Source organism: Clostridium sp. DL1XJH146 (genome assembly GCF_054819755.1).
The window spans coordinates 37,995-50,855 of the sequence record NZ_JBTVVN010000016.1 but is presented as its reverse complement, the minus strand read 5'-3'; the positions used below and the strand labels follow the sequence as shown (position 1 = coordinate 50,855).

The following is a 12,861-nucleotide window of genomic DNA, read 5'->3' as shown; positions in this document are numbered from 1 at the left end:
AAAAGGTTTTCTATATTAATTATTGAAATGGGATAACCACCTTATTCTATGTTGATATTTAATGTAAAAAATTTATTTAGGTATTTAGAAAACCTTTTCTATTTAATAATTATAAAAGTGAGGAATGTTATTATGGAATTAGTAAATAAATTAAAAAATGATTTTAATACAGTATTTGGGAATAAAGATGTTAGAGTTTTTTTTGCACCAGGAAGAGTTAATATGATTGGTGAACATACTGATTACAATGGAGGTAATGTTTTTCCTTGCGCATTAAGTTTTGGAACTTATATAATAGCGTCAAAACGAGAAGATACTAGAGGTAGAGTATATTCTTTGAATTTTGAGGATTTAGGAATTATTGAATTTGATATAAATAATTTAGAGTATTTAAAACAAGATGATTGGGCTAATTATCCTAAGGGAGTAATTAGTGAATTTAAAAAGAATGGTTTTAAAATAGATAAGGGATTTGATGTTTTATTTTATGGTAATATCCCAAATGGAGCAGGTCTTTCTTCATCAGCTTCTGTTGAACTTGTAACTTCTGTAATGTTAAAAGGATTATTCAATGTAGATGTTGATATGGTTTCAATGGTTAAAATGAGTCAAAAAGCTGAAAATGAATTTGTAGGTGTAAATTGTGGTATTATGGATCAATTTGCAATTGGGATGGGCAAAAAAGATAAGGCTATTTTATTAGATTGTAATACATTAGAGTACAAATATACAAAACTTGATTTGAAGGATGCTGCAATAGTTATAGCCAATACAAATAAAAGAAGAGGTCTTGCTGATTCTAAATACAATGAAAGAAGAAGTGAGTGTGAAAGAGCATTAAAACAACTTCAAGAAAAATTAAACATTACTTCTTTAGGTGATTTAACAGAAGATGAGTTTGAAGAAAATAAAAGTTTAATTACAAATGATGTAGATAGACAAAGATCAAAACATGCTGTCTATGAAAATAGAAGAGTCTTAAAGGCAGTAGATGCCCTTGAAGGTGGAGATTTAGTTCTATTCGGACAATTAATGAATGAAACACATATTTCTTTGAGAGATGATTATGAAGTAACAGGAGTAGAATTAGATACTTTAGTCGATATAGCTTGGAGGGAAGAAGGAACAATAGGATCAAGAATGACAGGAGCAGGTTTTGGAGGTTGCACTGTTAGTATTGTAAAAGAGGATAAAGTCCATTCTTTTATAGAAAATGTAGGCAAAAAGTACAAAGAAAAAATAGGATATGAGGCAGATTTTTATGTGGCAAAAGTAGGAGATGGAGCTAGAGAACTTTTTTAAAAAGAAGAGTGCAATTAGCAATTAGCAATTTGCAATTAAGGATGATTTTGCTACGCAAAATCTTTCAATTAATTAAAGATTCTCGACGATAGGAGAGAATCATATACAATTGCACATTGCAAATTATTTATAAAATATAGCAAAAGAGAATAAGAGGAGGGTTATTATGGTTGATATTAGCAGAGAAATCTGTAAATTAGTAGAGTATGCTCTTTATAATAGGCTTATAGAAATGGATGATGTTATTTACTCTCGTAATAGAGTTCTTGAAGTTTTGGGTTTGGATGATTTTACTGAAATGGCGTTAGAAGACGAAAAAAATGATAATGTCTCAGTAATTTTAGAGAATATATTAAATTGGGCATTTGAAAATGGTAAGTTAGAGAGTAATTCAGCTGTTTATAGGGACCTTTTAGATACAAAAATCATGGATTGTTTTATACCTAGACCTTCAGAGATTATTAGAAAATTTAAAGATTTAAGCAAATTTGATAAAGTAAAAGCAACAGATTATTATTATAATTTAAGTAAGGCATCTAATTATATAAGAACTGATAGAATTGCTAAAAATCTAGTTTGGAAATCAGAAACTGAGTATGGAGATTTGGATATCACTATAAATTTATCTAAACCAGAAAAAGACCCTAAGGCTATAGCAGCAGCAAGAAATATGAAATCATCTTCTTATCCAAAATGTCTTTTATGCAAAGAAAACGAAGGATATGCAGGACGTATTAATCACCCAGCAAGACAGAATCATAGAATTGTACCAATAGAATTAATGGGAGATAAGTGGTTTATTCAATATTCTCCCTATGTTTATTACAATGAACATTGTATAGTATTCCGTGGTGAACATGTTCCAATGAAAATTTCTAAGAGTTCTTTTGATAGACTTTTACAGTTTGTTGATGAATTACCGCACTATTTTGTAGGTTCAAATGCTGATTTACCTATTGTAGGTGGGTCTATATTATCCCATGATCATTTTCAAGGAGGACATTATAAATTTGCTATGGAAAAAGCTACTATAGAAGAAGAAATAGTGTTTGAAGGTTATGAGGATATTAGTTCAGGTATAGTAAAATGGCCTATGTCAGTTATTAGACTTAGTGGAATGAACAAAGAAAAAATAGCTTCACTAGGAGAAAAAATACTAAATAAATGGAGAGAATATAGTGATAAAAAAGTTGATATTATTGCTTACTCTGAAGAAACTCCACATAATACTGTAACTCCGATTGCTAGAAGAAGAGGAGAACTATTTGAACTTGATTTAGTACTTAGAAACAATAGAACCACAGAGGAGCATCCTCTAGGCATATTTCATCCACATAGTGAAGTTCATCATATAAAGAAAGAGAATATTGGACTTATTGAGGTTATGGGATTAGCAGTTTTACCTGCAAGATTAAAAGAAGAATTAAAAGACTTAGAACAGTATTTAATAGATGATAGTTTAGATATTATGAATAATGAAGAAATAGCTAAACATAGAGTTTGGGCAGAAGAAATTAAAGATAAGTATAGTGATATTGATACCTCTAATGTTGAAGAAATATTAAGAAAAGAAGTTGGCATAAAGTTTATGAAGGTTCTTGAGCATGCAGGAGTGTATAAAAGAAATGATGAAGGTAAAGAAGCCTTCTCTAGATTTGTTAGTTTTGTGAATGAAAAATAAAATGTAAATCTAATAAGTATAAATTCTTTTGAATGAGGATAAGACATACTATGAATTGAAAGAACGTTGTTATATTTGAAACATAAAGTTTCATATATAACAACGTTTTTCTTTATCATATGATATAATTAGAATGTTTTAATGAAATGTTTTAAAGAGTTGTTAATTTACAAGATATTGTTTGCATAAATAGTTTTAATTTATAAAAATGCAAATTGCTAATTATTATTTGTGCTAAAGTAATTTACCTAGCTAAAATTTTAATATCAACAATATTCTAAAACATAGTTATAAACAAATATATTGTGTGGGAACATGATAAAATAGGAGAATTTATATAATGAAAAATAATAAATCTAAAGCAATAGTTTATATGGTGATATCATCTTTTTCTTTTGCGATTATGGGTGCATTTGTGAAATTGACTGGAGAGATACCTCTTTATGAGAAAGTATTTTTTAGAAATTTTATTTCTTTTTTTATAGCATTATGGTTTGTTATCAAAACGAAAGAGAATGCTTTTGGTAAAAAAGAGAATAGAAAATATCTTATAGCAAGAGCTTTGTGCGGACTTATGGGGGTTGTACTTTATTTTAATGCAATAAATGATTTGAATTTAGCAGATTCATCAATTCTTAATAGACTTTCTCCTTTTTTTGTTACTGTTTTCGCTGTAATATTTTTAAAGGAAAAACTTAATAAGATACAAATACCGGCTTTAGTTATTGCATTTATAGGAGCAATATTTGTTATAAAACCTAAATTTGATTTGTCTATTCTTCCAGCTCTTTCTGGATTTATGTCAGCTATATTTGCTGGTGCCGCATATACAATAATAAGATATTTGAAAGATAAAGAGAATCCAGCTGTAATAGTTTTTTTCTTTTCTTTTGTTTCTGTAGTAGTTATGTTTCCTCTTATGATCTTTAATTTTAAAGTTCCTACTTTTAGTCAATTGGTGTATTTAATTCTTACAGGCGTTTTTGCAGCTTTAGGACAACTTGCTTTAACAAATGGATATAGATTTGCACCAGCATCAGAGGTTTCTATTTATAATTATACAAATATAATTTTCTCAGCTATAATAGGATTCTTCATATGGGCAGAGGTTCCAGATGCGTTAAGTTTATTTGGAGGGGTTTTGATTATTGGGGTATCTATAGTTGTTTACCAATACGGCAAGAGATAAATAAAAGTTGAAAATTTTTTATTTAGACTTGACAGTGTAAAATATTATATATTATAATGTAAACATTAAACCAGTGATATGGAGATAAAACCGTAATGAGCACCTAAAGAGAGCAGGAGATGGTGAGAACCTGTGGAAAAGCTGTGCGGTAAATGGACCATTGAGGGAAAGGTGAAAAATGGATAGTAATCTATCTAGTAGCTAATACGTAAGTTGGCGTTAACAACGGAGAATGTGTTGGCATTTTCGCTATATAAGAATTATTCTACGTATTGTTTATTGTATAATAATTCGTTAAAAATGTATTAAGGTGGCAAGCAGATATTATCTGTCCTTAGATTAAGGACAGATTTTTTTTGTATAAATTTATTGAATCCAACCCACTTTATAGGTATACAAAAAAAATATTAAAAGGGGAGAAAGTATATGAAAAAATTATTATCAATTTTATTAACAGGAATTATGGTTTTAGGAGTTTTAGTAGGTTGTTCTAATAATGGGGAAGTAGCTTCAAATAATGAGGTAAATGAAGTAAACGAAGAAAATGGCGTGAATGAAACATCTCAATCAGAAATCAAGAAAATTGGTATTATTCTTCCAATGGAACATCCTTCTTTAAATTTAATCTATGAAACAATTGTTTCAGAATTAGATGAATTAGGATTAACGGATAAAATAGAAATTGATTTCCAAAATGCTAACGGAGATATGAGTTTATTACCTTCTATAATGCAAAATATGATAAATGATGGTGTGGATATGCTTGTTCCAATAGCTACACCTACTGCACAAGCTGCAGCAGCTGCAACCACTGAAATTCCAATAATCTTTTCAGCAGTAAGTAGCCCTGTAGAAGCAGGCCTTGTAACTTCTTTTGAAGAAACTACAGGAAATATAACAGGAGTTTCAAATTCAATCCCAATAGAAGATATTTTTGCATTAGCAAGTGAATTAACTCCAGATGTAAAAGTTTTTGGTTTTGTGTATAATAGTAGTGAAGTTAATTCCGCTACAGGAATAAATAGAGCAAAAGCTTATTGTGATGAAAATGGTATAGAATATAAGGAAGCTACTATAACTGGAACAGCTGATATTCAGCAAGCTGCTACTTCATTAGTGGGAGAGGTAGATGCTTTTTTCACACCAAATGATAATACAGTTGCATCAGCAATGCCTACTTATCTTCAAGTTGCAATGGACGCAAATATCCCAACATATGTAGGAGCTGATTCTATGGTTACTGATGGTGCTTTAGCTACAGTAGGAATTGATTACACAATTTTAGGAAAACAAACAGCTGAAATGATAGTACGTATTGTAGATGGTGAAACAATTGAAGAAAATAATGTTGAGCAAGTTGCAGAGTATGCTAAAATGATTAATTTAAAAACAGCAGAAGGATTAAAATTAGAAATATCAGATAAGTTAATGAAGCAATTTGTAATTCTTGGTGAGTAAGATTAATTTAAGTTATTTGAAAGGAGAAAGGATATGATACTGTTAACCAGTTCTATTCAACTTGGTTTGCTATATGCAATAATGGCACTTGGAATTTATATTACTTTTAGGATTTTGAATGTACCAGATTTAACTGTTGATGGTAGCTTTGCACTAGGAATGACTTGTGCGGCGGTAGTAACTGTAAGTGGGCATCCTTTTCTTGCTTTGCTAGTTGCTATGATTGCAGGAGCTTTAGCTGGAGGTACCACAGGATTATTACAAACTAAGTTGAAGATACATCCTATTTTATCTGGAATTCTAGTTATGACTGGGTTATATACTGTAAATTTGGCAATAATGAAAGGGAAAGCTAATCTTTCTCTTTTTGGAAGTGAAACTATATTTATTAAGATAAATTCTATAATGGGTATGCAAAATGAAATGGGTAAAACCATAGTTGCTTTATCAATTTGCATAATAGCTATAAGTATTATAGCTATTGTTTTTAAGACAAGATTTGGTCTTGCTATTAGGGCTACAGGAGATAATGAAGATATGGTACGTTCATCTTCTATAAATGCTAATGTTTTTAGATGCGTTGGTTTAGCCATTGGCAATGCCTGTGTAGCTTTATCTGGTGCTCTAATCTGCCAGTATCAGATGTTTGGTGATGTAAGCTTTGGAAATGGTATGGTAGTCATCGGTCTTGCATCAGTAATTATTGGAGAAACTTTATTTGGCAGACGAAATGTTACTTTTGGGCTTATTTCTTCAGCAGCAGGTTCTATAATTTATAGAATTATAATTGCTTTTGCTTTGAAAGTAGATTTATTCCCTTCCTACGCTTTGAAATTAATATCTGCAGTTATTGTAATAGTTGCACTTTCTGTGCCTACAATTAAAGTGAATATTGATCAGAATAGAATTAGAAGGGAGGCTACAAATCATTTAGATTAGAGAATGGTTTGGAATAATATGCTTAAATTAAAAAATGTTAGCAAGACTTTTTATAAAGGAACTATAAATGAGAAAAAAGCGCTAAATTCTTTAAACTTAGAATTAAATAAAGGTGATTTTGTTACTATAATTGGGTCTAATGGTGCAGGCAAATCTACATTATTTAATGCTATAGCAGGAAGTTTTTATATAGATAGTGGAGCTATTGTACTAGATGATAAAAATATTACAGGATTAAAAGACTATAAGAGAGCCTTTGATATAGGAAGACTTATGCAGGATCCAATGAAAGGTACTGCTCCGACTATGACAATTGAAGAAAATTTAGCACTTGCTTATACGAGAAAAGCAAATAAAAGCTTTTTTGCTTTAAATAAAAGAGATTCTTCACATTTTAGAGAAATACTATCAACTTTGGATTTAGGATTAGAAGATAGAATGAAAACAAAAGTAGGACATTTATCAGGAGGTCAAAGACAAGCGATAACCCTTTTAATGTGTACTATTGCATCGCCCAAATTAATACTTCTAGATGAACACACTGCAGCCCTTGATCCAGCTACAGCAGAAAAAATACTAAAAATAACTACAAAAATTGTTGATGAATCAAAAATAACAACAATGATGATAACTCATGATATCAAAGCAGCTCTTTCTCTTGGTAATCGTACCATTATGATGGATGATGGTAGAATTATATTAGATATAAAAGGTGAAGAGAGAAGTAAAATGACTATAGAAGAATTATTAACTTACTATTCTAAAGAAAGAAAAAAAGAACTAACTAATGATAGGATGTTGCTTTCTTAAAATTAATGGAAAATGCTAAGCTTTGCGGTTTTAGTGAGAGATGTGAAGCTTGGTGATTCAGTTTAAAGTGTGAAGTGTGAAGTGTGAAGTGTGAAATTAAGGAAGATTCTCGTCTTATAGACGAGAATCTTTTATTAATTAAAGATTTTCTGACCAAAGGGAAGAAAATCATCCATAATTGTGCATTGTGCATTGTGCATTGTGCATTGTTCATTGTGCATTGTGCATTTTGTTTTAATGTTTTTAATTGTTTTTAATCATATCTTTTCAGCTAAAGCAATATGTTTGCGAACTATATTACATGATTCTTCAAATAATTTTTGTTCATCTTCGTTTAAATGCAATTCTATTATTTCTTCTATTCCATTTTTACCTATAATTGCTGGAATGCCTATATGTAAATCCTTTTGATTATATTCTCCTTCTAATAGGGCGGATACAGGCATAACTCTATGTTCATCATTGAGAATAGCTTTGACCATATCAGCAAGTACTGTACCAATCCCAAATTCAGTAGAGCCTTTGCCGATTACAACATCCATACCTATCATACGAGTACGGTTTAGAATATGGTCTAGATCTAATTTGCCATAAGTGTTTGGTTTTTCTTTCATTAATTCTAATAATGGCTTTCCTCCTATAGTGATATGAGAAAAAGGAATCATACTAGAATCTCCATGTTCACCCATTGAAAAACATTGAATACTTCTTGAATCAGCCCCTGTTTCTTCTTGAAGAACTCTTTTGAGTCTGGCTGTATCGAGGGAAGTTCCTGTACTGAAAACTCTATTTTTAGACCAGCCTGTGTGTTTTCTCATATAATCAGCAATTATGTCAGCAGGATTAGATATGCAAAGCAAAATACCTTCAAAACCTGAGTTTTTTAATGGTTCTACAATTTCTTTCATTACTTTTATGGAATCACCCATAGTATCTAATCTAGTTTGGCCAGTTTTACGAGGAACACCTGCAGCTAAAACAATTATATCTGCATCTTTGCAGTCATCATAACAGCCTAATCTTACTAATGTAGGATGAGGCATAAAGCAACCGGCATCTGCTATATCGAAGGCTTGTGCAGAGGCTTTATCTTTATCTACATCAATAAAGACAATCTCGTTGACATCTCCTTTAGTAAGCAAACTATATCCACAGTGTGATCCTACATGACCAGCTCCTATAATAACAATTTTTCTTGATGTATCTTTCATTTTCCGATTCTCCTTATACTTAAATTTTATGCTTTATTCTATATTAAGGTAAAAATACTCTTTATGCAATTCCATATAAATAATTATTTTTTGATTAAACTATTGATTTATTGAAAGGTATGTTTTATAGTTTCATTAATAGTTTTGATTATAATCTATTCTACAATATGTTCTAGAATAGACAATGTACTTGAAGTATTAGAATAGGATATAAGATTAACAAAAATAATAAGTTGACAGATGAGATATTATGGAAAAATTAGAAAAGGGGTTTTTGATATGAAGAAAATAGTTTTCGCAGGTGGTTGTTTTTGGGGAGTTCAAGCATATTTTGATAATTTAGATGGTGTAATAAATACAAAGGTAGGATATGCAAATGGAAAAGATGAAAATCCAACATATGAAAAGGTATGTAATGAAGATACTGGGTTTGCTGAAGCTGTATACATAGAATTTGATGAAAAGATATTAGATTTGAATATATTGTTAGATGCATATTGGAAGATAGTAGATCCTACTATAAAAGATAGACAAGGACATGATATTGGTAATCAATATAGGACTGGAATTTATTATATAGACCAAGAAGATTATAATGTAATAATTTCATCTAAAAATCATGAGCAAAAGAAATATGATAATGTGATAGTAACCGAAATAGAAGAATTGAGAAATTTCTATGACGGAGAAGAGTATCATCAGAAATATTTAGATAAAAATCCTAATGGATATTGTCATATATCTAAATCATTATTGAAAAAATAATTAATATTATAGAAAAACTAATTAATATTATAGAAAAACTAAATATAAAAAAATACAAGATGTATTCTTTAGAATACATCTTGTATTATAGTTACAAATATTATGCGCTAAGGAAATCATTATTGGAATTATAAATAAATAGGGGGGATATTTATACTGCAATTGAAACCTTGCGCTAAAATAAATTTAATTAATAAATATATGTTTGAATATATATTAACATGGTATAAAATAACCTGTCAACTAGTAATTATAAATTTATTAAAAAGTTTTCTGTGTAGACGTTTACTGTTATTTCATATCTTATGTAATGGTTATCATGAAGCTATTAATAATACAAAATTTGTATAATTTTGAGTAAATAATAATTACAATATCCAGAAAATGAAAAACTGTTAATTTAAACATAAAAAAAGTATCAAATGAATAATAGTAGTGAAATCATTTATTATTTAATACTACGTTGACTTTAAGAAATATGTATAATATAATTTTTCTAAACTTATAAAGGAGTATTGCTTAATAAGTAAAGACTTAGCAATCAAAAGAGATAAATAAAATAGTCTTTAAAACATAGATTAAAAAAAGGGGGATAGCTATGTTTGTAAGGTGTAGTGATATATTACAGCTACCATCATTGAAAACTTTAGACCTAGTAGCTGGAGGGTATGGTATTGAAAGAGAAATATCATGGTTTTATGTTGCAGAGTGTTATGATGATTCAATGAAGATTAAAGAATGGCTATCTGGAGGAGAACTTGTTTATATTACAGGGTCAGGATTAAAAGGAGAATTAGAATTAGTTGATTTTATTAAAATGATAGATGATAAGAAGGCAGCGGGATTAATAATAAATATTGGAGAATATTTCAAGACTATCCCAAATAGGGCTATTGAAGTTGCTAATAAACTTAATGTACCTCTGTTTAAAATCCCATGGGAAGTTAAGCTTATAGATATATCTCAAGATATTTGTAGCTATATTATAAAAAAAAATATGGAAAACGAATCACAAGCCAATTTATTAGGGGAGATATTATTTAGTAATTTTAATTCCGAAAATTCTTTTATAGAACAAGCGTATAGACTTGATTTTGATATTTCTAATAGTAATCTAATTGGTATATTAGAAATAGCTGATTTTGGATGTTCTATAGAAAAAAAATCTTTCTCGGATAAGAGTATTATAATAAATATCCAAAATAGAATACAGAAAATTGTTTATAATATGTTTCTTAGGAGTAATATAAAAGTTATAACTATTCAGAAAAATTATTCTATCATATTTATGTTAAGCATGGAAACTATGGATAAAATAGAAATTAGTAGAATTTTTAGAGAAATAAAGGGTGAAGTAAATAATAGGATAGATAAGTTAAATATTATAATGGGTGTAGGCAGCCTTTATAATTCTTCATTTAAAATGAAAGATAGCTTAGAAGAAGCAAAAGAGGCAATTTTAATTGCAAGGAGTAAATTAGAAGGTTTAGGAATTGAATTTTATGAAGACTTGGGAATTTATAAGTTTATATTAAATATTACTGATAAGAACCTTTGTACTAGGTATTTTGATGAAGTTCTTGGGCTGTTAATAGAGTATGATAATATGAATAAATCAAATATGCTAGAAACTTTAGAGACTTTCTTAAAGGAGAATTGTAATATTGCGATAGCTTCACAAAAGTTGTTTATACACAAAAATTCATTGAGGTATAGGATACAAAAGATTGAAGAAATATTAAAATGTGACCTTAATAGATTAGATGATTGTATTAAGTTAGATTTTGCATTTAAAATATATAGAATAAAAAAAATACATTGAGAATCTAGGACATATATATTCTAGATTTTTTTTGTATATAAATACAATTATATTTGTGCTAAAATACATATTAAAACTGATTATTATATGATATACTTCGGATTATTAATAAATAACGTTTATTTTTATTAAATTAATAATTTATAGATTAAATATGTATTAAAGTATCAAAATGATAACAAAAATCCAGTGATTGCATAAATTTAATTTTTGAGGAGGATTAATAATGATAGAAGAAAAAATGGCTAAAATAGTTACGGAGCAAATTCCAGGACCAAAATCTTTAGAAGCGTTAAAAAAAAGAAATGAATATGTTGCAAGAGGAGTTAGTTATAGTACGGAAGTTTTTGTGGAAGAAGCTAAAGGCGCATTAATGAAAGATGTTGATGGGAATGTTTTTATAGATTTTGCAGCGGGTATAGGTGTTCAAAACGTAGGACATTGCGATGATGAAGTTGTAGAAGCAATTAAAGTACAAGCTGAAAAGCTTATACATCCTTCTTATAATGTTTGTATGTATGAATCATATGCAAATTTAGGACAAAAACTTATAGAAAAAACTCCAGGAGATTATCCTAAAAAAATTATTTTTGCTAATAGTGGGGCTGAAGCAGTTGAAAATGCAGTTAAGATAGCTAGAAAATATACGGGAAAATCAACAATTCTTTCTCTAGAAAATGCTTTTCACGGAAGAACTTATATGGCAATGACACTAACTAGTAAAGTTAAACCTTATAAAGCTGGATTTGCGCCATTTAACACTGATACCTATAAAATACCAGCAGCAAATTGTTATAGATGTAGTTTTGGTGATAAAAAATATCCAGAATGTGGGTTAGCTTGCGCTAAAAGAGTTGAAACATTATTGCAAGGAGAATTATCTCCAGAAATGGTAGCAGCCCTAATAGTTGAACCAGTTCAAGGTGAAGGTGGATTTATAGTACCACCTAAAGAATACTTAAAAGAGCTTCAAAGAATTTGTAATAAAAATAATATTGTATTTATTGTAGATGAAATACAAGCAGGATTTGCAAGGACAGGAAAGCTTTTTGCATCAGAAAATTTTGATATTGAACCAGATATGATGACTTTATCAAAATCTATTGCAGCAGGTATGCCTCTGAGCGCTGTTATTGGTAAAGCAGAAATAATTGATAATCCGTTACCGGGTTCTATTGGAGGAACATATAGTGGTAATCCTGTAGCTTGTGCAGCTGGACTTAAAGTATTAGAAATAATAGAAAAAAAGGATTTATGTGAAAGAGCAAATGAAATAGGTGAAAAGATAAAAGATAGAATGAATAGTTTAAAAGATAAGAGCAAGTATATTGGTGATGTAAGAGGCATAGGAGCAATGATTGGTGTGGAATTTGTTAAGGATAAAGAAACAAAGGATCCTTATAAAGAAATCATTAGTGAAATCTGTAAATATTGTTTAGAAAAAGGTGTTATATTTATTAGTGCTGGTATATTTTCAAATGTAATAAGATTTTTACCACCATTAGTTATGACTGATGAACAATTAGAATATGGATTAGATGTATTAGAAGAGGCAATAATGGTTTATTCTAAATAGAGAATATATAATAAACAAATAGTATAACAAATTAAAATATAAAATAAATTATAGACTACATATAATCCATGTAGTCTATAATTTATAACTGAGATATTCTCTGGTTTT

The 12,861-nt window shown here is 29.1% G+C and carries 10 protein-coding genes; 9 read left to right on the top strand and 1 reads right to left on the bottom strand.

Annotated elements, in window-relative coordinates:
* Positions 1–132: 132 nt before the first annotated feature.
* The 6 genes from ACVHXK_RS09625 to ACVHXK_RS09600 all read left to right on the top strand — a co-directional run bounded on the left by ACVHXK_RS09625 (position 133) and on the right by ACVHXK_RS09600 (position 7,379).
* The gene (locus ACVHXK_RS09625; RefSeq protein ID WP_461206175.1) at positions 133–1,302 is read left to right on the top strand and encodes a galactokinase; all 1,170 of its coding nucleotides are present in this window, start codon (positions 133–135) and stop codon (positions 1,300–1,302) included.
* 166 nt (positions 1,303–1,468) lie between these two features.
* Positions 1,469–2,983 carry a UDP-glucose--hexose-1-phosphate uridylyltransferase gene (gene galT, locus ACVHXK_RS09620; RefSeq protein ID WP_461206174.1) on the top strand — a complete coding sequence of 505 codons (1,515 nt, stop codon included), beginning with the start codon at positions 1,469–1,471 and terminating at the stop codon, positions 2,981–2,983.
* Positions 2,984–3,323: 340 nt separating this feature from the next.
* Positions 3,324–4,172, top strand: coding sequence for a DMT family transporter (locus ACVHXK_RS09615; protein WP_461206173.1), 849 nt, complete (start codon positions 3,324–3,326; stop codon positions 4,170–4,172).
* Positions 4,173–4,598: 426 nt separating this feature from the next.
* Entirely contained in the window at positions 4,599–5,630 is a 1,032-nt protein-coding gene (locus tag ACVHXK_RS09610) for an ABC transporter substrate-binding protein (protein ID WP_461206172.1), read from the top strand.
* Positions 5,631–5,663: 33 nt separating this feature from the next.
* Positions 5,664–6,569 (top strand): ABC transporter permease, encoded by a 906-nt coding sequence (locus ACVHXK_RS09605; protein WP_461206171.1) that lies wholly within the window; start codon positions 5,664–5,666, stop codon positions 6,567–6,569.
* An 18-nt stretch (positions 6,570–6,587) separates the two neighbouring features.
* Entirely contained in the window at positions 6,588–7,379 is a 792-nt protein-coding gene (locus tag ACVHXK_RS09600; protein WP_461206170.1) for an ABC transporter ATP-binding protein, read from the top strand.
* Positions 7,380–7,636: 257 nt separating this feature from the next.
* Here ACVHXK_RS09600 and ACVHXK_RS09595 read toward each other — a convergent pair whose 3' ends face one another.
* The gene (locus ACVHXK_RS09595) at positions 7,637–8,590 is read right to left on the bottom strand and encodes an L-lactate dehydrogenase (protein WP_461206169.1); all 954 of its coding nucleotides are present in this window, start codon (positions 8,588–8,590) and stop codon (positions 7,637–7,639) included.
* Between the two features lie 279 nt (positions 8,591–8,869).
* Here ACVHXK_RS09595 and msrA point away from each other — a divergent pair, with 279 nt between their 5' ends.
* The 3 genes from msrA to gabT all read left to right on the top strand — a co-directional run bounded on the left by msrA (position 8,870) and on the right by gabT (position 12,753).
* A complete protein-coding gene (msrA, locus tag ACVHXK_RS09590; RefSeq protein ID WP_461206168.1) occupies positions 8,870–9,355 on the top strand; it encodes a peptide-methionine (S)-S-oxide reductase MsrA in 486 nt (161 codons plus the stop codon).
* A 598-nt stretch (positions 9,356–9,953) separates the two neighbouring features.
* Positions 9,954–11,177, top strand: coding sequence for a PucR family transcriptional regulator (locus tag ACVHXK_RS09585; RefSeq protein WP_461206167.1), 1,224 nt, complete (start codon positions 9,954–9,956; stop codon positions 11,175–11,177).
* A 226-nt stretch (positions 11,178–11,403) separates the two neighbouring features.
* Complete coding sequence (gabT, locus tag ACVHXK_RS09580) at positions 11,404–12,753, top strand: 4-aminobutyrate--2-oxoglutarate transaminase (RefSeq protein WP_461206166.1); 1,350 nt, start codon at positions 11,404–11,406, stop codon at positions 12,751–12,753.
* The last annotated feature ends 108 nt before the right edge of the window (positions 12,754–12,861 follow it).

Bases quoted from the DNA above. Each gene is read 5' to 3' on its own strand.
- ACVHXK_RS09625 (WP_461206175.1), top strand. From the start codon at position 133: ATGGAATTAGTAAATAAATTAAAAAATGATTTTAATACAGTATTTGGG.
- galT (WP_461206174.1), top strand. From the start codon at position 1,469: ATGGTTGATATTAGCAGAGAAATCTGTAAATTAGTAGAGTATGCTCTT.
- ACVHXK_RS09615 (WP_461206173.1), top strand. From the start codon at position 3,324: ATGAAAAATAATAAATCTAAAGCAATAGTTTATATGGTGATATCATCT.
- ACVHXK_RS09610 (WP_461206172.1), top strand. From the start codon at position 4,599: ATGAAAAAATTATTATCAATTTTATTAACAGGAATTATGGTTTTAGGA.
- ACVHXK_RS09605 (WP_461206171.1), top strand. From the start codon at position 5,664: ATGATACTGTTAACCAGTTCTATTCAACTTGGTTTGCTATATGCAATA.
- ACVHXK_RS09600 (WP_461206170.1), top strand. From the start codon at position 6,588: ATGCTTAAATTAAAAAATGTTAGCAAGACTTTTTATAAAGGAACTATA.
- ACVHXK_RS09595 (WP_461206169.1), bottom strand. From the start codon at position 8,590: ATGAAAGATACATCAAGAAAAATTGTTATTATAGGAGCTGGTCATGTA.
- msrA (WP_461206168.1), top strand. From the start codon at position 8,870: ATGAAGAAAATAGTTTTCGCAGGTGGTTGTTTTTGGGGAGTTCAAGCA.
- ACVHXK_RS09585 (WP_461206167.1), top strand. From the start codon at position 9,954: ATGTTTGTAAGGTGTAGTGATATATTACAGCTACCATCATTGAAAACT.
- gabT (WP_461206166.1), top strand. From the start codon at position 11,404: ATGATAGAAGAAAAAATGGCTAAAATAGTTACGGAGCAAATTCCAGGA.